Source organism: Mycolicibacterium duvalii (genome assembly GCF_010726645.1).
Taxonomy (GTDB): Bacteria; Actinomycetota; Actinomycetes; order Mycobacteriales; family Mycobacteriaceae; genus Mycobacterium; species Mycobacterium duvalii.
Genome location: NZ_AP022563.1, coordinates 713335 through 738468 on the forward strand (window position 1 = coordinate 713335; position 25134 = coordinate 738468).

Annotated in this window: 21 protein-coding genes; 14 read left to right on the forward strand and 7 right to left on the reverse strand. The window is 69.2% G+C overall.

Annotated elements, in window-relative coordinates:
- Positions 1-4: 4 nt before the first annotated feature.
- Together G6N31_RS03255 and G6N31_RS03260 are read left to right on the forward strand one after the other, a co-directional pair.
- Positions 5-901, forward strand: coding sequence for an AAA family ATPase (locus G6N31_RS03255; RefSeq protein WP_098003614.1), 897 nt, complete (start codon positions 5-7; stop codon positions 899-901).
- On the forward strand, positions 901-2337 hold the full coding sequence (locus G6N31_RS03260) for a vWA domain-containing protein (RefSeq protein WP_098003613.1): 1437 nt from the start codon (positions 901-903) through the stop codon (positions 2335-2337). Before G6N31_RS03255 ends, G6N31_RS03260 begins: the two co-directional genes overlap by 1 nt.
- 4 nt (positions 2338-2341) lie before the next feature.
- Here the strand turns inward: G6N31_RS03260 and G6N31_RS03265 are convergent, their stop codons facing one another.
- On the reverse strand, positions 2342-4285 hold the full coding sequence (locus G6N31_RS03265; protein ID WP_308207637.1) for a LuxR family transcriptional regulator: 1944 nt from the start codon (positions 4283-4285) through the stop codon (positions 2342-2344).
- Positions 4282-5121: an AAA family ATPase gene (locus G6N31_RS27710; RefSeq protein ID WP_308207636.1), complete on the reverse strand. Its 840-nt coding sequence runs from the start codon at positions 5119-5121 to the stop codon at positions 4282-4284. Before G6N31_RS27710 ends, G6N31_RS03265 begins: the two co-directional genes overlap by 4 nt.
- Positions 5122-5376: 255 nt before the next feature.
- Between G6N31_RS27710 and G6N31_RS03270 the strand changes: the two genes are divergently transcribed.
- A complete protein-coding gene (locus G6N31_RS03270; protein ID WP_133117683.1) occupies positions 5377-5736 on the forward strand; it encodes a hypothetical protein in 360 nt (119 codons plus the stop codon).
- A 79-nt stretch (positions 5737-5815) separates the two neighbouring features.
- Entirely contained in the window at positions 5816-12046 is a 6231-nt protein-coding gene (locus G6N31_RS03275; RefSeq protein ID WP_098003611.1) for an Ig-like domain-containing protein, read from the forward strand.
- Between the two features lie 17 nt (positions 12047-12063).
- On the opposite strand, the gene G6N31_RS03280 is transcribed toward G6N31_RS03275, so the two are convergent.
- The gene (locus G6N31_RS03280; protein ID WP_098003610.1) at positions 12064-12708 is read right to left on the reverse strand and encodes a dihydrofolate reductase family protein; all 645 of its coding nucleotides are present in this window, start codon (positions 12706-12708) and stop codon (positions 12064-12066) included.
- A 144-nt stretch (positions 12709-12852) separates the two neighbouring features.
- Here G6N31_RS03280 and nadD point away from each other — a divergent pair, with 144 nt between their 5' ends.
- From nadD to G6N31_RS03310, 6 genes are read left to right on the forward strand one after another with little or no spacing between them, the layout of a single operon-like run.
- The gene (gene nadD / locus G6N31_RS03285; protein ID WP_234815297.1) at positions 12853-13467 is read left to right on the forward strand and encodes a nicotinate-nucleotide adenylyltransferase; all 615 of its coding nucleotides are present in this window, start codon (positions 12853-12855) and stop codon (positions 13465-13467) included.
- Positions 13464-13850, forward strand: coding sequence for a ribosome silencing factor (gene rsfS, locus G6N31_RS03290; RefSeq protein WP_098003632.1), 387 nt, complete (start codon positions 13464-13466; stop codon positions 13848-13850). The genes nadD and rsfS overlap by 4 nt, the downstream gene beginning before the upstream one ends.
- Complete coding sequence (gene gpgP / locus G6N31_RS03295; RefSeq protein WP_098003608.1) at positions 13847-14518, forward strand: glucosyl-3-phosphoglycerate phosphatase; 672 nt, start codon at positions 13847-13849, stop codon at positions 14516-14518. Before rsfS ends, gpgP begins: the two co-directional genes overlap by 4 nt.
- A complete protein-coding gene (gene octT, locus G6N31_RS03300) occupies positions 14518-15252 on the forward strand; it encodes a diglucosylglycerate octanoyltransferase (RefSeq protein ID WP_098003607.1) in 735 nt (244 codons plus the stop codon). The genes gpgP and octT overlap by 1 nt, the downstream gene beginning before the upstream one ends.
- 6 nt (positions 15253-15258) lie before the next feature.
- Complete coding sequence (locus G6N31_RS03305) at positions 15259-16098, forward strand: DegV family protein (RefSeq protein WP_098003606.1); 840 nt, start codon at positions 15259-15261, stop codon at positions 16096-16098.
- Positions 16095-16904, forward strand: a complete 810-nt coding sequence (locus tag G6N31_RS03310) for an SDR family NAD(P)-dependent oxidoreductase (protein WP_098003605.1) — start codon at positions 16095-16097, stop codon at positions 16902-16904. Before G6N31_RS03305 ends, G6N31_RS03310 begins: the two co-directional genes overlap by 4 nt.
- Before the next feature lies 1 nt (position 16905).
- Here G6N31_RS03310 and G6N31_RS03315 read toward each other — a convergent pair whose 3' ends face one another.
- The 3 genes from G6N31_RS03315 to G6N31_RS03325 are packed head-to-tail and all read right to left on the reverse strand — an operon-like array spanning position 16906 to position 19682.
- A complete protein-coding gene (locus G6N31_RS03315) occupies positions 16906-17868 on the reverse strand; it encodes an acyl-CoA dehydrogenase family protein (protein ID WP_098003631.1) in 963 nt (320 codons plus the stop codon).
- A gap of 32 nt (positions 17869-17900) precedes the next feature.
- Complete coding sequence (locus tag G6N31_RS03320) at positions 17901-19040, reverse strand: acyl-CoA dehydrogenase family protein (protein WP_098003604.1); 1140 nt, start codon at positions 19038-19040, stop codon at positions 17901-17903.
- A complete protein-coding gene (locus tag G6N31_RS03325; protein WP_098003603.1) occupies positions 19041-19682 on the reverse strand; it encodes a hypothetical protein in 642 nt (213 codons plus the stop codon).
- A 113-nt stretch (positions 19683-19795) separates the two neighbouring features.
- On the opposite strand from G6N31_RS03325, the gene G6N31_RS03330 reads away from it, so the two are divergent.
- The 3 genes from G6N31_RS03330 to holA are packed head-to-tail and all read left to right on the forward strand — an operon-like array spanning position 19796 to position 23030.
- On the forward strand, positions 19796-20608 hold the full coding sequence (locus G6N31_RS03330) for a ComEA family DNA-binding protein (RefSeq protein ID WP_098003602.1): 813 nt from the start codon (positions 19796-19798) through the stop codon (positions 20606-20608).
- A 32-nt stretch (positions 20609-20640) separates the two neighbouring features.
- A complete protein-coding gene (locus G6N31_RS03335; RefSeq protein ID WP_435404825.1) occupies positions 20641-22074 on the forward strand; it encodes a ComEC/Rec2 family competence protein in 1434 nt (477 codons plus the stop codon).
- A gap of 5 nt (positions 22075-22079) precedes the next feature.
- Entirely contained in the window at positions 22080-23030 is a 951-nt protein-coding gene (gene holA, locus G6N31_RS03340; protein WP_276057438.1) for a DNA polymerase III subunit delta, read from the forward strand.
- 9 nt (positions 23031-23039) lie between these two features.
- Here the strand turns inward: holA and rpsT are convergent, their stop codons facing one another.
- On the reverse strand, positions 23040-23300 hold the full coding sequence (rpsT, locus tag G6N31_RS03345; RefSeq protein WP_098003599.1) for a 30S ribosomal protein S20: 261 nt from the start codon (positions 23298-23300) through the stop codon (positions 23040-23042).
- 146 nt (positions 23301-23446) lie between these two features.
- Here rpsT and G6N31_RS03350 point away from each other — a divergent pair, with 146 nt between their 5' ends.
- A complete protein-coding gene (locus G6N31_RS03350) occupies positions 23447-25126 on the forward strand; it encodes a circularly permuted type 2 ATP-grasp protein (protein WP_234815296.1) in 1680 nt (559 codons plus the stop codon).
- Positions 25127-25134 lie beyond the last annotated feature (8 nt).

A 25134-nucleotide genomic window follows, 5' to 3' on the forward strand; every position in this document is an offset into this window, starting at 1 on the left:
ACACGTGAGTCTTCCCGCACACACCGTGCCGCTGTTCGCCGACATCGATGATGTCGCGCGCCGGCTGGCCGAGACGGGCTATCTGCCCGACACCGCCACCGCGACTGCGGTATTCCTCGCCGACCGGCTGGGCAAGCCGTTGCTGGTCGAAGGTCCCGCCGGGGTCGGCAAAACCGAACTGGCGCGTGCGATCGCGCAGTCCACCGGTTCGGGCCTGGTGCGGTTGCAGTGTTACGAGGGCGTGGACGAGGCGCGGGCGCTCTATGAGTGGAACCACGCCAAACAGATCCTGCGCATCCAGGCCGGCAACGCAGGCGCCGGAGGCGACGGTGAAGCCTGGGACCGCACCCGAGGCGACGTGTTCTCCGAGGAGTTCCTGCTCAGCCGGCCGTTGCTGACCGCCATCCGGCGCACCGAGCCGACGGTGCTGCTGATCGACGAGACCGACAAGGCCGACATCGAGATCGAGGGCCTGCTGCTCGAGGTGCTCAGCGACTTCGCCGTAACGGTGCCCGAGCTCGGCACCATCACCGCCGAGCGGCGCCCGCTGGTGGTGCTCACCTCCAATGCCACCCGCGAGCTGTCCGAGGCGCTCAAGCGGCGCTGCCTGTTCCTGCACATCGACTTCCCGGATCCCGACCTGGAGCGGCGCATCCTGCTGTCCCGGGTGCCGGAGCTGCCGGCCCATCTGGCCGACGAGCTGGTGCGGATCATCGGGGTGCTGCGCGGCATGGCGTTGAAGAAGTTGCCGTCGGTGGCCGAGACGATCGACTGGGGCCGCACCCTGCTGGCGCTGGGCCTCGACACCATCGACGACGAGGTCATCGCGGCGACGCTGGGCGTCGTCCTCAAGCACCAGTCCGACCAGGTAAAGGCGGCCGGGGAGCTGAGGCTGAACTGATGGCCGTCCGCCGCACCCGCCCGCCCCAGCCGCTGGCCCCGCACGGGATTCCGGGGCACCTCGTCGAGTTCGTCGAAGCGCTGCGTGCGCAGGGGATCTCGGTGGGTCCGTCGGAAACCGTCGACGCCGGCCGGGTGATGGCCACGCTCGGGCTGGGGGACCGGCAGGTGTTGCGCGAGGGCATCGCGTGTGCGGTGCTGCGCCGCCCCGATCACCGCGAGACCTATGACGTGCTGTTCGACCTGTACTTCCCGGCTGCGCTGGGCGCCAAGACGGTCCTCGACGACGACGCCGACTCCGAGGACGGGCTGCCACCCGAGGACATCGACGCGCTGCGCCAGGCGCTGGTCGACATGCTCAGCGACAACGAGGAACTGGCCAACCTCGACGAACGGTTGGCCGCGATGATCGCCCAGATCGTGGAGGCCTACGGGCGGTACAACTCGAGCCGTGGACCGTCGTATTCGTCATACCAGGCGCTCAAGGCAATGAGCCTGGACGACCTGGAGGGGCGGCTGCTGGCCGGACTGCTGGCACCGTACGGCGACGAGCCCACCCCGACCCAGGAGCAGATCGCCAAAGCGCTTGCTGCGCAACGCATCACGCAGTTGCGCAGGATGGTCGAAGCAGAGACGAAACGGCGTACCGCCGAGCAGCTGGGCCGCGACCATGTGCAGACCTACGGTGTGCCGCAGCTGGCCGAGAACGTGGAGTTCTTGCGGGCATCCGGCGAGCAGCTGCGCCAGATGCGCCGCGTCGTCGCCCCGTTGGCGCGCACGCTGGCCACCCGGCTGGCGGCACGGCGCCGCCGGTCGCGCGCCGGGGAGATCGACCTGCGCAAGACGCTGCGCAAGTCGATGTCCACCGGCGGCGTCCCGATCGACGTGGTGCTCAAGAAGCCGCACCCGGCCCGGCCCGAGCTCGTGGTGCTGTGCGACGTGTCGGGCTCGGTGGCCGGCTTCAGCCACTTCACCCTGCTGTTGGTACACGCGCTGCGTCAGCAGTTCAGTAGGGTCCGCGTCTTCGCCTTCATCGACACCACCGACGAGGTCACCGAATTGTTCGGCCCCGACGCCGATCTCGCGGTCGCGGTTCAGCGCATCACCCGCGAGGCCGGGGTCTACACCCGCGACGGGCATTCCGACTACGGGCACGCATTCGTGTCGTTCCTCGACAAGTACCCCAACGTGCTCTCTCCGCGCAGCGCTCTGCTGATCCTCGGCGACGGCCGCAACAACTACCGCAACCCGGAGACCGAACTGCTGGCGCACATGGTCAATGCAAGCCGGCATGCGCACTGGCTAAACCCCGAGCCACGGCACCTGTGGGGCAGCGGTGATTCGGCGGTGCCCCGCTACGAGGACCTGATCACCATGCACGAATGCCGGTCGGCCAAGCAGCTGGCCTCGGTGATCGACGCGTTGTTGCCGGTCTGAGGCGTCACCGGGTGCCGCCGGCCTCCGGAGGCTGGTCGATCCGCCGCGCCAGCTCGGCGCGGGAGCGGATGCCCAGCTTGCGATAGGCGCGGGACAGGTTGACTTCCACCGTCTTGGGACTGATGAACAAGGTGGTGGCGATCTCCCGGTTGGTGCGGCCCGAAGCCGCCAGCTCGGCGATTCGGCGTTCGGATTCCGTGAGCTGGCCGGTCTCCGGTCTGCGGGCGACGGCGACGCGATCGAGCTCGGTGCGGGCGCGCGTGGCCCAGATCGCACAACCGAGATCCTCGAAGATGGTCAATGCTTCCCGGATGGTGGAGGCAGCGGCGTCGCGTCGCCGCTGTCGCCGTTGCAGCTGACCCCACACCAGCAGGCTGCGTGCGCGCTCGAACGGCATCGCCACGCGGTCATGGTGGGTGAGCGCGGACCGCGCGGCTGCGGCGGCGCCGGCGAGCTCGCCCCGCGCGGCCAGCAGCATGCTGCGGCAGCGCGCCCCGGTGGCCATCATCCACGCCCGGTTGAGCCGTCGACCGTTGCGTTCGAGCCGCCCGATCAACTCTTCGGCGTCGTCGAGGATTCCGACGCCGATCATGGCCTCGGCAGCGTCGGGAACATAGGAAGATGTGATGATCTCGGTCGCATCCGGCATCGCATCCAGCTGTGCCTGTAGCGGTTTGAGCGTGGTCAGGGCGGCGTCGTGGTTGCCCAGTGACACCTCGAGCATGCCCAGGGCGGTCAGCGGCCACACCGTCAGGAAGTAGGCGCCGCACCGCATACTGGCCGCCAACGCAGCGTCGGCGTCCGCCCGGGTGTCGGCTTCGCGGCCGGCCAGCGCGGCGAGGACGGCCCGCATGGTCAGTGCCATGGCCAGTGCGAGGTCCCCACCGAGCTGACGGGCCCGCTCCATTGCCTCCCGGGCGATCTCCGCGGCCGCGGAGACATTGCCCAGCCACACCTCCACCTGAAAGCTGTTGAACGTGACGTGCAGCAGGTCGTTCTCTTCGCCGCGTTCGATGCAGCGTCGCCGGATCTCGGCGAACTCGGCGCGCGCCGCCTCCAGCTGACCCGTCCAGGACAGGAACGACGCGTTCTGCACGCTGGGACGAAAAGCCATCGGCATGTGCAGGTCCGGCGTCTCCAATTGCAGCGCGCGCTGCAAGCTCTCCTCGTCGAGACCTTCCCCGCGCAGGAAGCGCTGGTTGACCCGCAGGCTCAGCGCCTGGCACAGCAGTTCGGGCTGGTCGGCCTCCGCCGCAGCAGTGACCGCGGCCTCCACGGTCTGCGCCGCAGCCGGCATCTGGCCGCTGTTGAACTGGGCGAACGCCAGAGTCACCAGGATCTGCGCGCACAAGGTCGCGTCATCCCCGACTTCGTGGAGGGCGCGCTCGAGCAGGTCCGCGGCGCGACGGAAGTTGCTGTCGTACACCGCCACCGCGGCGAGGCGGCTCAGCGCCTCGGCCCGCTGCGTGCCGGGCGCCAACTGGTCGATGGTGGTCTCCAACAGATCCTGCGCCCGGGCAAAATCCCCTGCATCGCAGTGGTATTGAGCTGAACGGATTCGCCGCTCAGAGGTGTCGCCGCCCAGCCCCAGCGCAAGGTCGAGCAGTTCGGCCGCTTCCGCGGGAGCCCCGCGCGCCCGAGCGGTCTTCGCGGCTTTGTCCAGTGTGGTCAGCGTTTTGGGTTCACCCTTGACCGACGCCAAGGCCAGATGCCGGGCCTGCAGTTCCGGCTCGTCGACCAGGTCGGCCAGGCGACGGTGCAATGCGCGGCGACGGGTGTGGCTGGCTCGGGTGTACACGCCTCTGGCCAGGAGCGGGTGCGTGAAGCGGATCCGCTGGCCCTCGATGGACACCAGGCCTTCGTCGGCGGTTTCCTCCAGGAGCTTTGCCGCCCGTTCGGTGTCCTCGCCGACCGCGCGCGCGACCAACTCGATGGTCGGAGACTTCACACACGCCGCTGCCAGCAAAAGTTCCCGACGTCGGACGTGACACTGCCGACGCGGGTGCGCACCAGGTCGGCGAGCGTGCTCGGCAACGGAGCCCCGGCGCCCGCCGGGCCGGTGCCCATCACCCGAGCCAGCTCGAGGGCGTAGAACGGGTTGCCGCCCGAGATCTCGGCGATGCGCACCATCTTCGGTCGGGAGACCGAGCGCCCGAGCCGGTCGGACACCACCGCGGTCAATCCGCCCAAGCTCAGCGGACGGACGCGCACCCGCGTGAGATCCTCGGGGCGGGGCAGTTGCAGCCACGCACATGTACTGCCCACGGCGGGATCAATGCGCTCGGTGACCAATACCGCGACCCGGCCCCGCAGTCTTCTGGCCGCGAACGCGACCGCATGCCTACTCGAAGCGTCCAGCCACTGCAGGTCGTCCACGGCCAACAACACCGGGGCTTGCTGGGCCAAACCCTCGATCACCGAGAGGAATCCGGCGGCCACCGCGCGTCGGTCCGTTTCGTGACGGCCGTCGTCGCTGTGCAGCAGAACCCGTTCCAGCGCGAGCCGCTGGGCCGGCGGCAGGTTCGTCCACGCGGAAACGTCCACAGTGCCGAGAAGATCGGCGAGCCCCGCGTAAGCCAGCACCGACTCGGTTTCGGCGGTCCGGGCCGACAGCACGGTGAACGCGCGCTGTCGCGCGAGATCGAGCGCGTTGAACCACACGGTGGTCTTGCCGATACCGGCCTCGCCCTCGAGCACCAGAGCCGATGGGGAAGCGCAGGCACGATCCAGTAAGCCGGCGACCGCGCCGTCCTCGCCCGGACGGCTGACCAGCCGTAGCGGCATAACTGCTGCGCCTCCTCGCGGGTAGGCGCGAACCAACTGTCAACCCGCACCCGCCACCCATGCGTACTGCCGGGCAGGCCGCCTCGCAAACTCACACGCCGGCTACGCCTGCGTGTTCTGCAGCCTGAAGTTTGGACTCATTCGACTATGGCACATATTGACGCTCAGCGCGCGGTCTATGCGACGAATCGGCGAGGAACCGACGTTAGGGAAACCCCTGATTCAACCCGGGTTCACCGGTTCTAACGTCGAATCGTGATGTCCGCACCCGCTACGGACGGCTGGTACTTGGCCGAATGCTATCGGCCACAGCTTGCCGGCCCGCCCCTCGACGAGGCCATGACGCAACTCGACCTCGCGGCCGCCTCGGAAGCCACGGGCGCGCGACTGCTGTTCACGGTGTGCGCGCCCGTCGACGAGGTGCTCTACAGCCTGTTCTGGGCACCGTCGCTGGAGTCGGTCGTGCAGGTGTGTGCGCGGGCCGGTTTCCCCGCCGACCGTGTCAGTGTCGGGGTCGACGCCCGCATCAATGCCAACGCCGAAGCCTCGCTGCTGGCAGCGTTCATGCCTCGGCGCGTCCGAGAAGCACCTGACTGCCGGACAGCAAAGAAATAGGGATTTCCCTGATTCACGGACAAGCGCAGCGCCCTAGTTTCATCAGAGTCAATATTCAACGCTTCCGCAGAGTCGACCCGTGCCCGGTGCGCGTTGGCGGGTCTGCTTCTTCGGCGAGTCGGGGGTTCGGATGAACACGCACAACGTCGGGCAGGTCTTCGGATCGGCAGCAGCCACATCGCACAGGTCGCCGCGTTCGGCGGCGGACTGTATCGGCCGGGTGGGCGGGCTGGCCGCGGCGCTGGGTGTGGGCGTCATGCTCTTCGCAGCGCCGTGGACCGCAGCCGCCGACACCGAGTCTGCCGGCTCGTCGACCAAGAGTGACACTGCGACGTCCTCACCGCGGAAGGCGGGCCCGTCGACGGCGGTGACCGACCGCGAACCGGTGGCCTCCGTCGACAGCGCCGACGACATCTCCAGCGACACGTCCGACATCGACGTCGACACAGACTCGGCCGACGGCGACGCGGATGCCGAGCAGGCGGACGAGGAGCTCGACGATCTGATCGAGCTCGACGAGCTCGGGGGAGACGGGGACGCCGAGGTGGCCGACGAGCCCGTCGACGAAGAACTCGCTGCGCCGGTCAGCGACGACGACTCGGCGCCGCGGTCGGGTTCTCGGAAGTCGTCACCACCGGCCACCCGCGTGCCAGCCGACCCGGCCGCGAACCGGGAGACGTCGCACGACGCCGAGTCCGCGCCTGTGTCAGCCGAGCCGACTCGGGAGCGGCGCGCGGTGGCGGCACGGTTCGACGTCGACGGCGAGTCGCCGTTGTCGCCATCGAACGGCGGCCCATCCACCGAGCCACTGGCGGCGGCCGCCCAGGTGTCGATGGTTCCGATGTCGGACACTCGCTCCAGCGCCGACAGCACGCCGGTGACGCCGCCGCCCGACAAGGCGTTGCAGGCCCAGCCGGGCACCTTCCTGGGTGTGGCGAGCTCGCTGTTGTCGGCCGTGATCGCACCGTTCATGGCGCCCGCCTCCGCGCCCGCGGCACCGGCGGCGGCGCCGGCGATGTGGGGCGTGCTGGCGTGGGTCCGGCGTGAGCTCGAGGACACCTTTGCCAATGTCAGCATCTCCATCGGCGGGCGGCAGATCGTGCAGACCGGCACCGCCTATGCCACTTCGGAGGGCTTCGGCTCGATTGCGATCGCGTACGGGGAGAACGCGACCGCGACGGCGACGGGTCTGTTCAATCGCGCAGTCGCCCGCGGAGACAACTCCACCGCCGAGGCCGGTGACGGCAACTTCAATCGCGCCCGGGTGTACGGCGACGACAACGAGGCGACGGCGACCGGTGGCTGGTTCAACAGCGTGCGGATCGTCGGTGACAACAATGACGGAGATGCGTCGGGCGGCTCGGCGTCGGTCTCGCTGCGCGGTGACGGCAACACCGGCGCTGCGGATGGGCGCAGTGCCGGGGTGCGCGTCAGCGGCGACACCAACACCGTCGATGTCGACGGAGACTTCAGCCGTGCGCGGGTAGTCGGCAACAACAACACCGTCGACAGCGCCGGATCCGGCAACAGTGCACGCATCCTTTTCGACGGAAACACGGTGTCGCTATCCTCAGCCGGCGGCAGCGCCGACGCCCGGATCGTCGGGTACGACAACGACGCCACCGTGGTCGCCGACGGCGGCCGGGCCGCGGTGTCATTGACCGGCTTCGACAACGACGCCACCGCCGAGGCCACCGAGGGTTCGCTCGCGCGGGTCACCATCCGCGGTGACCGTAATTCTGGATCCGCTGCGGCAGATCAGGACTCCGTGGCGCTGGCGCGCATCTACGGTGACGACAACACCGGGGTCTCCGACGCCGACGGCGACGGCAACGCCTCAACCCGGATCTCCGGCGACGGGAACGTCGCCGAGGCCACCAACGCGCGGGCCCGGATCTCCGGCGACCAGAACACCGCTATCGCCGACGGCGCCGGCAGCGTCGCCAGAGTGCGGGGAGAGTCGAGTTCGGCGAGCGCGCTCGGCGAGGACAACACCGCCCTGGTGTGGGGGACGGACTCCGTGGCGATCGCGGGCCCCGGCACCGATAACACGGCAATCTCGCTGGGTAGCAGCTTGATCGCCGACACCGGGCCGGGCGACGGGCAGACCGTGTACGGACAGCCCGACCCCAACATCAGGCCGGTGGCCGGTGCCGACGGGGCGACGGTGGCCGAGGGGTCCACGGTCGTGATCGATGTGTTGGCCAACGATTCCGATGCCGACGGTGAGTTGGATCCGGCCTCGGTCGTGGTGTCCCAGCCATTGCATGGCACGGTGACGGCCAATCCGGACGGCACCGTCACCTATGTGTCCGATGGTGCGGAGGTGGTGGCCGACAGCTTCACCTACACGGTGGCCGATGTGGAGGGGGCGGTCAGCAACAGCGCGACGGTGACGGTGACGATCAGCCCGGTCGACGACGCGCCGGTCGCGGTCGCCGATTCGGCGTCGACGGCCGAGAACACCACGGTGACCATCGATGTGGTGGCCAATGACACCGATGTCGACGGTGGGCCACTGGACGTCGAAAGCGTGACCCAGGGCGGCAACGGTGCAACGGTGGCCATCGTCGACGACCAGATCAACTACACCCCGGGCACCGATTTCACCGGCACCGACACCTTCACCTACACCCTCAACGGCGGCTCCACCGCCACCGTCACCGTGACCGTCAGCGCCATCGGCGACAACGAAGCACCTACCGCTGCACCGACTTTCGGAATGCCCGACGATGACGGTGTCATCACCGGCGACCTGGGTGCGACCGACCCCGACGGCGACGCGCTGACCTATACGGTCACCGACGCGGCTCTGTCGGGCTCGCTGCTGCTGAGTTCCGACGGCACCTTCACCTACACGCCCACGCTGGCCGCCCGGCTGGCCGCGTTCGCCACCCCGGGCGCTGATGTCGACTCGTTCACCGTCGAGATCAGCGACGGCGTCAACCCGGCGGTCACCGTCACCGTCGCCGACCTGCCGATCCTGCCGGGCGCCCCGGCCGTCACGGACACCATCGCCGGTATTACGAATCCCGATGGTGTCGTGTTCAGTCCGGACGGGTCCCGGGCCTACGTCGCCAACGGCGGCAGCAGCGACATCATCTCGGTGATCGACACCGCGACCAGCACCGTGATCGACACGATCCCCATCGCGAGCCGGACCCAGCAGATGGCGATCAGCCCCGACGGCACCCACATCTACCTGACGAGGACGGGACCGATTCTCGACAGCATCGGCACCCTGGTGGTGGTCAACACGACCACCCACGCCAGCGAAAGCATCGAGGTGGGCTACAACCCGGAAGGCGTGGCGGTCAGTCCCGACGGCAGCCGCGTGTACGTCGCGAACTTCTACGACGCCAGCGTGTCGGTGATCGACACCGCCACCAACACCGTGATCGCGACGCCCGATGCCGGACTGGGATCGGTCCGCGTGGCGGTGGCTCCGGACGGCAGTCGCGTCTACGTGGCCAACACCTGGGACAACTCGGTCACGGTGATCGACACCGCCACCAACACCGCGGTCGGCGCTGCCATAGACGTGGGTCTGGGCCCGTTCGGGGTGACGGTCAGCCCCGACGGCTCCCGTGCCTATGTCACCAATGGCGACGGCGACTCGGTCTCGGTGATCGATACCGCCACCAACTCCGTCATCGCCACTGTCGACGTCGGCGACTTCCCGACCACGGTGGCGGTCAGCCCTGACTCCACCCTGGCCTATGTCGCCAACTACAGCGGCGATTCCGTCTCGGTGATCGACACCGCCACCAGCACGGTGATCTCCACCGTCGTCCTGGACTACTCCTTCCAGGACGTCACCCCGACCGGTGTTGCGTTCAGCCCGGACGGCACCTTCGCTCTGGTCACCACCTACGACAACGACACCGTGTCGGTGATCTCGCTGGTGAGTACCCCCGACACTCCCGCGGTGGTGGGCGATGACACCGTCACCGTCGACCAGGACAGCACCGACAACGTGATCGACGTGTTGGCCAACGACAGTGACGCCGACGGTGCGCTCACCATCACCGCAGTCGGCGAACCGCTCAACGGAACAGCCGCCATCGCCTTCGACGGGCAGTCGGTGATCTACACCCCCGACACCGATTTCAGCGGGGTCAACACCTTCACCTATACCGTGACCGACCCCAGGGGCGGGACCGGCACAGCCACCGTCACGGTCACCGTCGGTTCCGTCGTGAACAACGAAGCGCCAACCGCCGCACCGACCTTCGGGATGCCGGATGCCGACGGAGCCGTCGCCGGTTCGCTCAACGCCATCGACCCCGACGGCGATGCGCTGACCTACACCGTCACCGACGCGCCGCTGTCGGGTTCACTGCTGCTCAACCCGAACGGCACCTTCACCTACATCCCGACGCTGGCTGCGCGCCTGGCCGCCTCCGACACCCCGGCCGCGGACGTCGACTCGTTCACCGTGGAGATCAGCGACGGCGTCAACCCGGCAGTCACCGTCGCCGTCGAGGATGTGCCCATCGGGCCGGCCCTGCCGGTCGCGAGCGAGGCGGTCGGGGTCGGCGAGCTGCCCCAGGTGGTGGCCGCCAGCGCGGACGGCAGCAGGATCTATGTGACCAACCAGGTGGACGACAACGTGTCGGTGATCGACACCGCCACCAACGAGGTGATCGCTTCCATCGCCGTCGGCGACTTCCCGTTCGGGATTGCGGTCAGCCCGGTCGGAGACCGCGCGTACGTCACCAATGGCATCGACGGCACGGTGTCGGTGATCGACACCAGCGCCAACACCGTGATCGATACCATCTCCGTGGGCCAGTTCCCGCTGGGCGTGGCGGTCAACAACACCGGAACCCGGGTCTACGTCGCCACCCCCTTCGACGCCAGCGTCTCGGTGATCGACACCGCGACCAACACCGTCATCGACACCGTCGACGTGGGCGCCGGCCCGTTCGGGGTGGCCGTCAGCCCCGACGGCAGCCGGGTCTACGTGGTCAACCAGACCGACGACACTCTGTCGGTGATCGACACGACCACCAACACCGAGGTCGCGACCGTCGGTGTCGGTGACAACGCGAACACGGTGACGGTCAGCCCAACCGGGACCCGCGTCTACGTGGTCAACATGAATGACAACACCGTCTCGGTGATCGACACTGCTTCCAATGCCGTCGTTGCGACCGTCGAGGTCGGGTCGGCACCGGCCTTCGCCGCGGTGAGCCCCGATGCCACGGTGGTCTATGTCGCCAACTACAACGACGACAGCGTGTCGGTGATCGACGCCGCCACGAACACGGTCATCACCACGTTCGCAGTCGGCGATTCACCGTACGGAGTGGTGTTCACGCCCGACGGTCGCGCGTTCGTAACCAACGCCGCCGACAACACGGTCTCGACAGTGACGGTGGCACCCCCGGCCCCGGTGGCGCCGCCGGACGTCGAGGTGGTGACCACCATCGCGGTGGGATCCACTCCCGTCGCCGCCGCGGCGCCCACGGACGGATCCCGCGTCTACGTGGCTCGCCTCGACGGCACTGTGTCGGTGATCAACACCGCGACCAACGGCGTCACCGCAGCCAACGGTGGCACGTTCGTCACCGGGGTGGCCGTCGACCCGGACGGTGACCGCGTATACACCGCCAACAACATCGCCAACACCGTGTCCGTCGTCGACACGTCGACGGGCGCGGTCGTCAAGACGATCGCAGTGGGGGCCCAGCCGGACGCCATCGCGGTCAGCCCGGACGGCTCGCTGGTCTACGTCACCAGCCGGCTCGGACCGAGTGACGACCTCATCAATGTCATCGACACCGCCACCAACACCGTGATCACCACCGTCATGGTGGGTGAGGAGCCGCGCGGCATCGCGTTCGCTCCGAATGGCGCCTTCGCCTATGTCAGCAACGCATCCGACGACACGGTGTCGGTTGTCGACACTGCGACCCACCAGGTGACCGACACCTTCGGGGTGGGCGACAGCCCACGGCAACTCGTCTTCAGCCCGGACGGGACGATCGCCTATGTCGCCAACGCGGAGGTCGACACCGTCTCGGTGATCGACACTGCCACCCGCGCGGTGAGCGACACCATCGCCGTCGGCGACTTCCCGACCGCGCTGACCTTCACTCCGGTGGGTTCGCTGCTTCTCGTCACCAACACTGCCGACGACACAGTCTCGATCATCGACACCGCCACCGGCGATGTGGTCGAAACGCTGGCTGTCGGAGACTTCCCGGTCGCCGCGGTGGTCGCCGCCGCCGGCGACCGGGTGTACGTCGCCAACGGCCAGGACGGAACCGTCACGGTTCTCTCGGTGACGCCCTCACCCCTGTGAGGGCACGTCCGGTGCGGTCAGCGCCGCCACAGCAGGTGGTGGGTCACCCCGCTGGGACTCGGCACCACCTCGTGGTGGAACCGATCGTCGAATTCGTCGGGGGAGCGCCACAGCTGTGACCCGGCTCCGAGTTCGATGTCGGACACCGCCACGTGCATCGTGTCGACGAGGTCGGCGTCGAGGAACTGCCGGATGGTCGCCGCGCCGCCCCCGAGCCGGACGTCCTTGCCGTCAGCCGCGCGCTTGGCACGGTCCAGCACCTCGGCGGGTTCGGCATCGACGAAGTGAAACGTCGTGTCGCTCAGCGTGAACGACGGCCGCAGATGATGGGTCATGACGAACACCGGGGTGTGGAAGGGTGGCTCGTCGCCCCACCAGCCGAGCCAGTCATGGTCGGTCCACGGCCCGCGGTGCGGGCTGAACTTGTTGCGGCCCATGATCTCGGCGCCGATGTTGTTGGCGAAATCCCGGGTGAAGTAGTCGTCGAGACCGCGGCTTCCGCCGGGATCGGTGCGGTTCGGCCAACTCGCGGTGGCGCCGGCCCACGCGAACATGATGGTCGGGTCGGCATGCCCGAACGGGTGCTCCAGACTCTGATCACTGCCCGCTCCGAAACCGTCGCGCGACACATTGAAGTTCTGCACCTTCACCAGTTGCACCATGGTTCTCCTCGTCGTCGATGGACGATGAACTGACTGTCGTCGCCCGCGTAGCTCATCGCAACCGAGCAGGTGACGGACATCGGAGGTCCCGTAAGCTGGCTATTTGTGCAAGCAGGCGGCCAACGGCGGAGAAGGCTGGGCGTGATGGGCGGCACCTTCGACCCCGTCCACAACGGGCACCTGGTAGCGGCCAGCGAGGTCGCCGACCTCTTCGGCCTCGACGAGGTGGTGTTCGTCCCGACCGGCCAGCCGTGGCAGAAGCGCAGCGGCGACGTCACCGCCGCCGAAGACCGCTACCTGATGACGGTCATCGCCACCGCATCCAACCCGCAGTTCTCGGTCAGCCGGGTCGACATCGACCGGGGCGGACCGACCTACACCAAGGACACGCTGCGCGATCTGCGGGCCCACAACCCCGACGCGGACCTGTACTTCATCACCGGCGCCGATGCGCTGGCCTCCATCCTGTCCTGGCAGAACTGGGAGGAGATGTTCGCGATCGCCAGCTTCATCGGCGTCAGCCGGCCGGGCTACGAGCTCGACGGAAGCCACATCACCGCGGCGATGGCCGAACTGCCGTCCGATGCGCTGCACCTCGTCGAGGTGCCCGCGCTGGCGATCTCGTCGACAGACTGCCGGCTACGCGCCCGGCAGTCGAGACCCATCTGGTATCTGGTTCCCGACGGTGTGGTGCAGTATGTCGCCAAGCGCAAGCTGTACCGCAGTTCCGGCAACGCAGGACAAGGAGAGCATCCCTGACCGCTACACAGGAAGCCATCGACATGGCGACAGTCGCCGCGCGGGCGGCGGCGGCCAAGCTCGCCGAGGACATCGTCGTCATCGACGTGTCCAACCAGCTCGTCATCACCGATCTCTTCGTCATCGCGTCGGGAGCCAACGACCGGCAGGTCAACGCGATCGTCGACGAGGTGGCGGAGAAGATGCGGCAGGCGGGCTACAAGCCGGCCCGTCGCGAAGGCACCCGCGAGGGCCGGTGGACGCTGCTGGATTACGTCGACATCGTGGTGCACATCCAGCACACCGATGAACGCGAGTTCTATGCGCTGGACCGGCTCTGGCGGGACTGCCCGGTCCTGGAGGTGGATCTCGGAGCCCCCGGCGCCGGCGAGGACACCGAATGACGATCCGCCGCCTGGTCATGCTGCGCCACGGCCAGACCGAATACAACGCGGGAAGCCGCATGCAGGGGCAGCTGGACACGGAACTGAGCGAGCTGGGCCGGGATCAGGCCGTCGCAGCGGCGCAGTCGCTGGCCAAGCGGGAACCGCTGTTGATCGTGTCGTCGGATCTGCGGCGCGCGCTCGACACCGCCGTCGCACTGGGCGACCGCTGCGGACTTCCGGTCAACATCGACACCCGACTGCGCGAAACCCACCTGGGGGACTGGCAGGGCATGACCCACCTGGAGGTTGACGCCGCCGCCCCCGGTGCGCGACTGGCCTGGCGCGAGGACGCGCGGTGGGCGCCGCACGGCGGCGAGAGCCGCGTCGACGTCGCCGGGCGCGGGGTGCCGTTGGTCAGGGAACTGGTGGACCAGCAGGCGGACTGGGGGCTTGACGACCGTCCGGTGGTCCTGGTCGCCCACGGCGGACTGATCGCGGCGCTGACCGCAGCATTACTGGGTCTTCCGGTGGACAACTGGCCCGCGCTGGGCGGCATGGGCAACGCCAGCTGGGTGCAGCTGGCCGGGCACACCCGGGCCGGTGGCGCAGCAGAGTCCTTCGACGACGTCCATTGGCGGTTGGACGTGTGGAACGCCTCGGCGCAGGTGGCGGGGGACGTGCTGTAGTGACCGCATCGCGCCGCACGCTTTTGGTCTTCTGTGACTCGCTGTCCTACTACGGGCCCACCGGCGGACTGCCGTCCGATGACCCCAGGATCTGGCCGAATCTCGTTGCCCGTGAACTCGACTGGGATGTGGAATTGATCGGGCGGATCGGGTGGACTAGTCGGGACGTGTGGTGGGCGGCCACCCAGGACCCGCGCTCGTGGGCCGCGCTGCCGCGCGCGGGCGCGGTGATCTTCGCGACCTCGGGTATGGACTCGTTGCCGTCGCCGCTGCCGACCGCGCTGCGTGAACTCATCCGCTACGTGCGGCCGGCGCCGCTGCGCCGCTGGGCCCGCGACGGATACGGTTGGGTGCAGCCGCGGCTGTCTCCGGTGGCCCGGCCAGCGCTGCCGCCGCACCTGAGCGTCGAATATCTCGAGATGACAAGAGCAGCCATTGATTTCAATCGTCCCGGGATTCCGGTCGTGGCGTCGCTGCCCTCGGTGCACATCGCGCCGACCTATGGAATGGCCCATCACGGTCGCGCGGGCACCGTCGCGGCGATCACCCGGTGGGCGACCGAGCACGACGTTCCGCTGGTCGATCTCAAGGCGGCGGTCGAGGACGAGGTGCTCGGCGGCCGGGGCAATCCCGATGGAATCCATTGGAACTTCGAAGCGCACCAGGCGGTTGCCGATTTGATGCTCAAGGGATTGGCCGAAGCCGGTGTTCAGGTTCCCGATTCGCATGGATGACCGTCCATGCCCGTTGTAGTCGTCAGCGATTCGTCGTCGCGTCTGCATCCCGACGAGCTCGCCCGCTGGGACATCCGCCAGGTGCCGCTACACGTCCTGATCGACGGCGAGGATCTCCGGGACGGGTGCGACGAGATTCCGTTCGACGTGCACGCCCGGCCGAAGGTCACCACCGCCGGAGCCACGCCGGCCGACTTGGCCGACGTGTACCGGCAGGCCCTCGCCGACAGCGGCGGCGACGGTGTCGTGGCCGTCCACATCTCCGCGGCACTGTCGAGCACGTACAGCGCCGCGGTGATGGCCGCCCGTGAATTCGGCCCCGCGGTGCGGGTGGTCAACTCACGCTCAGCGGCGATGGGTGTGGGATTGATCGCGCTGGAGGCGGCTCGCAGTGCCCGCGCCGGCGACGGCCTCGACGACGTCGAGGCGGCGGCACGCGCGGCGGTGCGCCACACTCACGTGTTTCTCGTGGTGCACCGGCTCGACAACCTGCGCCGCAGCGGTCGCATCCGCACCACGGCGTCCTGGCTGGGCACGGCGCTGTCACTCAAACCGCTGCTACGCCTGGACATCGACGGCCGCCTGGTGCTCGACCAGCGGATCCGCACCGTGACCAAGGCGCACGCAGCGATGGTGGCCCGCGTCGTCGAGGTGGTCGGGGAGCGGTCGGCCGAGGTGGTGGTGCATCACGTCGACAACCACGACGACGCCGACAAACTCGGTGCCGCACTGACACAACGCCTTCCGCAGCTCTCCTCGCTGACCGTCGCCGATATGGGCCCGCTGTTGTCCATCCACGTCGGCGCCGGCGCTGTCGGCGTCGCCCTGCGGGTGGAGGCGCCGTGACCGACGACACCGCGCCGGTCGCGGTGGTGACCGGCGCCAGCCGCGGCGCGGGCCAGGGGATCGCGAACGCCCTCGCGAAGTCCGGCTGGCGGGTGTACGGAACCGGGCGCAGTATCGAGGAGTCACCGGCCTGGGGCGTCGGTCTGGTGGTCGATCACCGCGACGATGCGGCCGTGGGCCGGGTGTTCGAACGGGTACACGGCGAGTGCGGGCGGCTCGATCTGCTGGTCAACAATGCTGCCGCGGTCTCGGACCACCTGGTCGACCCGAAACCGTTCTGGCAGAAGCCGATCGAGCTGGCCGACGTGCTCGATACCGGGCTGCGTTCCTCCTACGTCGCGGCGTGGCACGCGGCACCGTTGTTGACCGCTCAGGAGCGCGGCTTGATGGTGTTCACGTCGTCGCCGGGATCGGTCTGCTACATGCACGGCCCCGCATACGGCGCGCAGAAAGCCGGTGTCGACAAGATGGTCGCCGACATGGCGGTCGACTTCGCCGACACCACGGTCACCGTCGTGTCGTTGTGGTTGGGCATCCTGCTCACCGATCGGTTGCGAGCGGCCTTCCGCGACAATGCCGACGCGTTGGCCCAATTCAGCGCCCAGACCGAAACCCCCGAGTTCGCCGGCCGAGTCATCGATGCGCTGTACCGAGACCCGGGTAGTGCCGCGGTCAGCGGTCACGCGGTGATCGCGGCCGAGGTCGCCGAACGCTACGGCATCACCGACGAAGGCGGGCGGCGACCGCCGTCTCACCGCAACATGCTGGGCGCTCCTCGCGAGCCGAGCTCGGTTGTGGTGCGCTGAATCACGGACAGATCGTCGGCCACAGCTTCCCGGGGCCGGCACCGATCGCCAGCCGCGTCAGCTGCTCATCGAAGTCGCGCACCGTGCCGAACTCCGAGCGCCAGGCCAGGGCGGCCCGCGTGAACTCGTGCAGTCGGTGTTCTTTGGTGGTCCCGATCGCGCCGTGCAGCTGGTGCGCGTGGCGCACCACCACCGACGCGGCGTGGCCCGCACACGACCGCGCCACCGCGACCAGGAACTCCAGTTGGGTTGCCGACCAGTCACTTTCGACCGCAGTGGCCAGGGCGGCCTCGGTGGCGGTGCGGGCCAGTGCGGCTTTGGCCGCCATGTCGGCGAGAAGATGTTGCACAGCCTGGAACTTCGTCAACGGCCGGCCGAACTGCTCGCGTGACCGGGTGTGCTCGATCGAGGAGGCCAGCGCACCGTCCAGTGCCGCACACACCTGGATCGCCCGAACCAGCGCCGACTTGAGTCGCAGCTGTTCGACCAACGCCGCCGGCACCTCCGCCCCGGTGACGCCGTCGGTCGCCGTGACCGTGTCGCGAGGCTCGCCGATCATATTGGCGCCGCTGGTGATCGAGACCTCGGCGATGTCTCGGTCAGCGACGGTGTAGTCGTCCCCGCGCGCGGTGACGACCACGATGCGTCGCACGTGTGACGCCCACGGCACGGCGCGGGCCACCCCGTCTCGGTCGAGCACGCACACCGTCCGCGGCGCGGCGTCGCCTCCGATACCCGCGGCGTCGAGCAGCCAGCAGGCGAGAAGATCGTGTTCGGCCAACGGAATCCGCACACCGTGGCGCACCGCGGTCGACAGCAGCGCTGCCGCCTCGGGCCACCCCGCGTCGCTACCGCCGGCGGCTTCCGGCCCGGTGAGCCGCACCAGACCCAGACCGTCCAGCCGGTTCCACAGGTCGGTGGGATCGTGGTCGCGCCCGTGCTGGGCGAACACCGCCTCCATCATGTCCAGCAGGGCGGGGTCGACATCGACGACACTCACCGGATCCCCAATCCGCGCGCGATCACACCGCGCAACACTTCGTTGGTGCCGCCCCGCAGGGTGAAGCCCGGGCGCTGATCCACCGCGCCGCAGACCAGATCGGCGAAGTCGGCCTCGGGGTCGGTGACCAGGTGCGCGAACTCGGCGATGTCACCCTCTGTCGAAGTCCCCAACACCTTGACCACCGCGGCCGGGATATCGGCCGGCTCCTCGCGCTGCAGTGCTCCTGCCACCGCGGCCGACATCTGGTGCAGCCCCGCGATGCGGGCCACCAACCGGCCGAGTTCGGCGTCGGCGGGGGCACGGTGTGCGGCCGCCTCCGCGGCGTAGGCGTCGAGCAGGACGAACGTGGACAGCAGCCGCTCCGGACCGCTGCGCTCGAACGCCAACTCGGAGGTGACCTGATGCCAACCATCGCCGATCGCGCCGAACACCATGTCGTCGGAAACGAACACGCCGTCGAGGATCACCTCGTTGAAATGGTGAGCCCCGTTCATCGATTCGATCGGGCGGATGTCGACGCCGGGCCCGCGGAGATCGACGATGAATTGGCTCAGGCCGGCGTGCCGGTGAGTTGAATCGACCGGCGCGGTGCGGGCCAACGCGATGAACGCATGGGCGCGATGGGCACCTGAGGTCCAGACTTTCGTGCCGGTCAGTGTCCATCCCCCGTCGACCCGCTCGGCACGGGTGCGCACGCTGGCGAGGTCGGAACCGGAATCGGGTTCGCTCATGCCGATCCCGAAGAAACATTCGCCGCGCACGACGGCCGGAAGGAACCGTGACTTCTGTACTTCGGTGCCGTATTTCAGCAGTGACGGCACGATCTGGCGGTCGGCGATCCAGTGCGCGGCGACCGGTGCGCCTGCGGCCAGCAGTTCCTCGGTGACGACGAACCGTTCGAGGAACGACCGCCCGTGCCCGCCGTACTCCTGGGGCACCGTCATCCCCAGCCAGCCCCGAGCCGCGAGCGCGGCGGTGAAGTTCTCGTCCCACCCGGTCAGCCAGGCGTCCACTGCGGGTCGGAACGCGCCGGCGGCGAGCTGCTCGGCCAGGAAAGCGCGCACCTCGGCACGAAGGTCGCGAGCGGCCGACGGCTCGACTGTCGGGCGGGGTACCAGCGGGGGCAAGGCCATTCATTCTCCTACCGGTTCGTCGGACACTACTTCGTCGCGGATGTCCGTCGGCTCGGGACGCGACCGTGACACCGCGACGCCGAGCGCGCCGAAGAACGCCGCCGTCAAGCTGGCACCGAGGTACACGTTCATCGGACCGCCGGGGGAGATGAAGCTACCGGGCGGACCGATGATGGTGATCGTCTCGATGAGTTGCTCGACGATGAACACCGCCGCTGCCGTTCCGATCCAGCGGGGCAGGTGATCGTCGTTGGCGGCCAACAGAATCGGGACCGCCACCAGGATATGGCCAATGGTCGCGGTCGGTAGCCACAGCGACGCGAGGTCAGCGAGGGTCGCCGCGGTGCCCTCGGTCACCTGACCCGGCCGGATCGCCGGGCCCGCGCTCAACCAGGTCGCCACGCAGAGTTGCGCGAGCAACAACGTGGCACCGATCGTGAACAGATGGGCCGGTGGACCCGTCAGCCGGTCCCGCACCACCGCGGCCAGCCATCCCAACGCCAGGGCCGCGAACACCAGCAGCAGAGCTCGTGCCCGCAGTACGGACGGGTCGCCGCCCCCGGCGGCGGGCAGGATCAGCACGGCCGTGGCGTAGAGCACCGCGAACGCGACACCAGCGATCATCGGGGCTCGTCGGTTCATTGAGAAGTCATCGTAGCCATGGCCATCCCCAAAGCGGACTTCATCCACAGCCGGACCGCTGCGACCGCGCTGGCGCAACCGCGGAGTCCGACCGCGCGCATACGGTCGGGCCCATGTCCACCGAATCTGCCACAGACCGGCTCCGCCGCCGGCTCGGGCCCGAACTCGACGACGAGGTCACCGGTGCCGACGAGACCTCGGAGCGGTCGCTGTCCCGCTGGTTGCCGGACCAGCCGCCGACGACAACGTCGTCGCCGGCGGCCTGGCTGGCCAAGATCCGGGCTGACCCGGGCCGGGCCGGGGTGCTCGCCCTGGGCACGGTGGCGGTGGTCGCGATCCTGGTGACCGTCGTGACGCTGATCGGCGATCGGCCGCCGCCGGTGGTGGCGGCCAAGCTGCCGCCGGTGGAGATGGCCGCATCGTCGAGCGCGCAGTCGGCGGCTCCGACACCGGCCGACCCGGTGATCGTCAGCGTCGTGGGCCTGGTGCACACGCCCGGCCTGGTGACCCTGCCGCCCGGTGCCCGAATCGCCGACGCGCTCGAGGCCGCGGGCGGCGCGGTAGACGGTGCCGACGTCCTCGGACTGAACATGGCCCGCCGCGTCGCCGACGGCGAACAGATTGTCGTGGGTATCGACGCGCCGGCCGGCCAGCCCGGGCAGATGGGCAGCTCGGTGGTGTCCGACCCGGCGGCGCCGGCCGCTGCGCCGGCAGAGCAGGCGGGTGGCGCAACGGGGCTGGTCGATCTGAACTCCGCGACGCTCGAGGAGCTCGACACGTTGCCGGGTATCGGGCCGGTGACCGCGGCGGCGATCGTGGCGTGGCGCGACGCCCACGGCCGCTTCGACAGCGTCGACCAGCTCGGCGACGTCGACGGGATCGGTCCCGCCCGGCTGGACAAGCTGCGTGACCACGTGCGGGTCTGACGGCGATGGACCTGAGGCTGGTCCCGGCCGCAATGACCAGCTGGGTCGTCACCGCCGCCGGCATCACCTGGGCGGGGGGCGGGGCGGCGCTGGCCGCCTCGGTGGCGGTCGCCGCGACGGCGGCGGCGGGGTGGTGGGCGTCGCGGCGACGGTCGATCGGGCAGCGGCCGACCTGGGTCGCCGGCGTGCTCGCCGTGGCGGTCGTCGGTGCGGGCTTCGCGGTCGCGGTGACGCTGCGCGAAGATGCGGTGCGTCGGCATCCGCTCACCGCCGGCACCGGGTCGGCGATCTCGGTGGTGGTCTCCCCGGCCGAGACACCGCGCGTGCTCGCCGGGGGACGCACCATGTTCCGGGGTGTGCTGCACAACGTCGACGGTGTCCCGTCCTCGGGGCGGGTGCTGGTGTTCGCCTCGGGAACCGAGTACGCCCGCCTGCAACCGGGCCAGCCGGCGGCCTTCCGGGCCGTCGCGAGCGCCCCGAAGCGCCGAGACCTGACTGTCGCGGTGCTATCGGCCACAGGGCCACCGGTGCCTGGGGAGGCCGCCGACGTGCACCGGGCTGCGCAGGCGGTGCGCACGGCTTTCGCCGACGCCACCCGGTCGGCGCTGCCGGCCGACCAGGCCGCCATGCTGCCCGCACTGGTGCTCGGGGACACCTCGACGGTGCCGCCGCCGGTGACCGCGCAGTTCCGGGTGGCGGGGCTTACCCACCTGACGGCGGTGTCCGGCGCGAACGTGACCATCGTGTGCGGCGCGGTGCTGCTGTCGGCGGCAGTGCTCGGGCCGCGGGCGGCGGTCGGGCTCGCGGCGCTCACGCTGCTGGCTTTCGTCATCGTCGTGCAGCCCTCGGCCAGCGTGCTGCGCGCGGCAGTGATGGGCGCCATCACGCTGCTGGCGGTGCTGTCGCACCGCCGTCGCCAAGCGTTGCCGGCGCTGGCGGCCACCGTGGTGGCGTTGATGGTCGGTGCGCCCGAGCTGGCGGTCGACGTCGGGTTCGCTCTGTCGGTGTCGGCCACCGCCGCACTCGTGCTGATCGCGCCGGTGTGGTCGCAGCGCCTTGTCGACCGCGGCTGGCCCCGGCCGCTGGCGGCAGCGGTCAGCGTCGCGACCGCGGCCCAGCTGGTCACCGCTCCGCTGGTCGCGGGCATCTCCGGATCGGTCAGTCTGGTGGCCGTGCTGGCGAATCTGGCTGCGGCGCCGGTCATCCCGCCGGTCACAGTGCTCGGCACCGCCGCCGCGGCGCTGTGCCCGGTGTGGCCGGCCGGTGCCGAGCTGCTCATTCGATTCACCGGGCCGGAGGTGTGGTGGCTGCTCGCGGTGGCGCGCTGGTGTGCCGCGCTACCGGCGGCGTCGGTTCCTGTGCCGTCGGGGGTGGCCGGGGTCGCCGTCGTGGCGGTGAGCGCGATCGTCGTCGCGGCGGGCTGGCATTGGGCGGTGTCGGGTCGGCGTGACACCATCGTGGCGTGACTGAACTGGCGGGACTGCACCTGGTTCTGGGGGACGAAGAACTGTTGGTCGAGCGCGCCGTGGCGGCCGTGCTGCGGCAGGTCCGCGTCGCGGCGGGGACCTCCGACGTACCGGTCGACCGGCTGCGCGCCGGCGAGGTCAGCGTCAGTGAACTCGCCGAGCTTCTCAGCCCGTCGCTGTTCGCCGACGAGCGTGTGGTGGTGCTGGAGTCAGCCGCCGAGGCCGGAAAAGACGCCGTGACGCTCATCGAGAACGCCGCCGCCGACCTGCCCGCCGGCACCGTGCTGGTGGTCGTGCACTCCGGTGGCGGGCGGGCCAAGGCGCTGGCCGACAAGCTGCAGAAGCTGGGCGCGCAGGTGCACCCGTGCGCGCGCATCACCAAGGCCGCCGAGCGCGCAGACTTCGTCCGTCGGGAGTTCAAGGCGCTGCGCGTCAAGGTCGACGACCACACCGTCACTGCGGTGCTCGACGCGATCGGCTCCGACATCCGGGAGCTGGCCGCGACGTGCTCGCAGCTGGTGGCCGACACCGGCGGTGACGTCGACGCCGCGGCGGTGCGCCGCTACCACTCGGGCAAAGCCGAGGTGAAGGGGTTCGACATCGCCGACAAGGCGGTGGTCGGGGACGTCGCGGGCGCTGCCGAGGCGCTGCGCTGGGCGATGATGGCCGGTGAACCACACGTGGTGCTGGCCGACGCACTCGCCGAAGCGGTGCACACCATCGCCCGGGTCGGGCCGCTGTCGGGCAACCACTTCCAGCTGGCCGGCGAGCTGGGCATGCCGCCGTGGCGGGTGCAGAAAGCGCAGAAGCAGGCGCGACGCTGGTCACGGGATTCGGTGGCCGAGGCGATGCGGCTGGTGGCCGCACTGAACGCCGACGTCAAAGGGGCAGCGGCGGACGCCGACTACGCGTTGGAAACGGCGGTACGCAGGGTCGCGTCGCTGGTCAGCGACTGAGACGACCGATCAGATCTTGTTGAGTGCCCGGGCCAGCGCCGACTTGCGGTTGGCGGCCTGGTTCTTGTGGATGACGCCCTTGCTGGCCGCCTTGTCGAGCTTGCGGCTGGTGGCCACGAGCAGCTCGCCGGCCTTGTCCTTGTCGCCGGCCTCGACAGCCTCACGGAATCCACGGACCGCCGTGTGAAGAGACGACTTCACCGACTTGTTGCGCAGTCTGCGGCGCTCGTTGGTGCGGTTCCGCTTCTCCTGCGACTTGATGTTGGCCACGCGTGTATTCCTTCGTAAATCTCGACGGGGTAACTGGAGTCTGTGGGCGCCCGCCTGGGGGCAGCGACTGTTCAGGGTAGCAGCGAATGGGTAGAAGTCCCAAAGCGAGCGTCGCTGGCCTGCCGGAACGGCGATTGTATTGCAGCATGGCAGCAAGCGCTCGCACCGAAGGTACTCATCACAGAGCAGGGGGCACGTTGCCGACCGAGACCGTCAAGACCGCACGTAGCAACGCCAAAGCCGCCAAACGGCATGACGGCGTCTTCGGGGGCTACAACGCCCTGGGCACCTACGCCGAAGCCTTCGACGAGATGTTCGACGGCCAGGCCAACGTGCGTGGCCCCTACAAGGGCATCCACAAGGAGCTGGCGCCGTCCGACGCGTCCGAACTCGGCGCCCGCGCCGAGGCGCTGGGCCGCGCGTTCACCGACCAGGGCATCACCTTCTCGCTGTCCGGTCAGGAACGCCCCTTCCCGCTCGACCTGGTGCCCAGGGTCATCTCCGCGGCTGAGTGGACCCGGCTGGAGCGCGGCATCCGGCAGCGGGTGCAAGCGCTGGAGATGTATCTCGACGACATCTACGGCGAGCAGGAGATACTGCGTGACGGTGTCATCCCGCGCCGGCTGGTCACCTCGTGCGAGCACTTCCATCGCGAGGCCGTCGGCATCGTCCCGCCCAACGGCGTGCGGATCCACGTCGCCGGAATCGACCTGATCCGCGACGAGCAGGGCAGTTTCCGGGTTCTGGAAGACAACCTGCGGTCGCCGTCGGGTGTGTCCTATGTGATGGAGAACCGGCGCACCATGGCGCGGGTGTTTCCGAACCTGTTCGCCACCCACCGGGTGCGGGCGGTCGGTGACTACTCCGCGCATCTGCTGCGTGCGCTTCGCAACGCCGCGGCCAACAACGTCGCCGACCCGACCGTGGTGGTCCTGACCCCGGGGGTCTACAACTCCGCGTACTTCGAACACTCGCTGCTGGCCCGCCAGATGGGCGTCGAGCTCGTCGAGGGCCGCGACCTGTTCTGCCGCGACAACACCGTGTACATGCGCACCACCGAGGGCGAACGCCAGGTAGACGTGATCTACCGGCGCATCGACGACGACTACCTGGACCCGATGCAGTTCAAGCCCGACTCGGTGCTCGGCGTGGCAGGCATCCTCAACGCCGCCCGGGCCGGGAACGTGGTGATCTCCAGCGCGGTCGGCAACGGCGTCGGTGACGACAAACTCGTCTACACCTACGTGCCCACGATCATCGAGTACTACCTGGGGGAGAAGCCGCTTCTGGCCAACGTCGACACTTTCCGGTGCTGGCTCGACGCCGAGCGGGAGGAGGTGCTCGACCGGATCGACGAGCTCGTGATCAAGCCGGTCGAAGGCTCCGGCGGGTATGGCATCGTCTTCGGCCCGGAAGCCTCGGACAAGGAACTCGCCACGATCACCAAGAAGATCATCGCCGATCCGCGCGGCTGGATCGCGCAGCCGGTGATGCAGCTGTCGACTGTGCCGACCCAGATCGGCGACACGCTGGCGCCACGTCACGTCGACCTGCGTCCGTTCGCGGTCAACGACGGCGACGACGTGTGGGTGCTGCCCGGCGGGTTGACCCGGGTGGCGCTGCCCGAAGGCTCGTTGGTGGTCAACTCCAGCCAGGGCGGGGGTTCGAAGGACACCTGGGTGCTGGCGTCTCGTACGTCGGGTGCGGACCGCGAACTCGGCGCGGCCGAGGTGGTGCGCTCACTTCCTGCGGCCGCCCCGAGCAAGAGCCGAACCGACACCGGGTCCGACAACAACCAGCAGCAGCAACAGCAGCAGCAGCAGTAGGAGACAGC

What these genes read in the sequence shown, in the direction of transcription:
- G6N31_RS03260 (WP_098003613.1), top strand. Translation starts at nt 901, where the DNA reads ATGGCCGTCCGCCGCACCCGCCCGCCCCAGCCGCTGGCCCCGCACGGG.
- G6N31_RS27710 (WP_308207636.1), bottom strand. Translation starts at nt 5,121, where the DNA reads ATGCCGCTACGGCTGGTCAGCCGTCCGGGCGAGGACGGCGCGGTCGCC.
- G6N31_RS03280 (WP_098003610.1), bottom strand. Translation starts at nt 12,708, where the DNA reads ATGGTGCAACTGGTGAAGGTGCAGAACTTCAATGTGTCGCGCGACGGT.
- nadD (WP_234815297.1), top strand. Translation starts at nt 12,853, where the DNA reads ATGGGCGGCACCTTCGACCCCGTCCACAACGGGCACCTGGTAGCGGCC.
- gpgP (WP_098003608.1), top strand. Translation starts at nt 13,847, where the DNA reads ATGACGATCCGCCGCCTGGTCATGCTGCGCCACGGCCAGACCGAATAC.
- G6N31_RS03305 (WP_098003606.1), top strand. Translation starts at nt 15,259, where the DNA reads ATGCCCGTTGTAGTCGTCAGCGATTCGTCGTCGCGTCTGCATCCCGAC.
- G6N31_RS03315 (WP_098003631.1), bottom strand. Translation starts at nt 17,868, where the DNA reads ATGATGGAGGCGGTGTTCGCCCAGCACGGGCGCGACCACGATCCCACC.
- G6N31_RS03320 (WP_098003604.1), bottom strand. Translation starts at nt 19,040, where the DNA reads ATGGCCTTGCCCCCGCTGGTACCCCGCCCGACAGTCGAGCCGTCGGCC.
- G6N31_RS03325 (WP_098003603.1), bottom strand. Translation starts at nt 19,682, where the DNA reads ATGAACCGACGAGCCCCGATGATCGCTGGTGTCGCGTTCGCGGTGCTC.
- G6N31_RS03330 (WP_098003602.1), top strand. Translation starts at nt 19,796, where the DNA reads ATGTCCACCGAATCTGCCACAGACCGGCTCCGCCGCCGGCTCGGGCCC.
- G6N31_RS03335 (WP_435404825.1), top strand. Translation starts at nt 20,641, where the DNA reads ATGACCAGCTGGGTCGTCACCGCCGCCGGCATCACCTGGGCGGGGGGC.
- G6N31_RS03350 (WP_234815296.1), top strand. Translation starts at nt 23,447, where the DNA reads ATGGCAGCAAGCGCTCGCACCGAAGGTACTCATCACAGAGCAGGGGGC.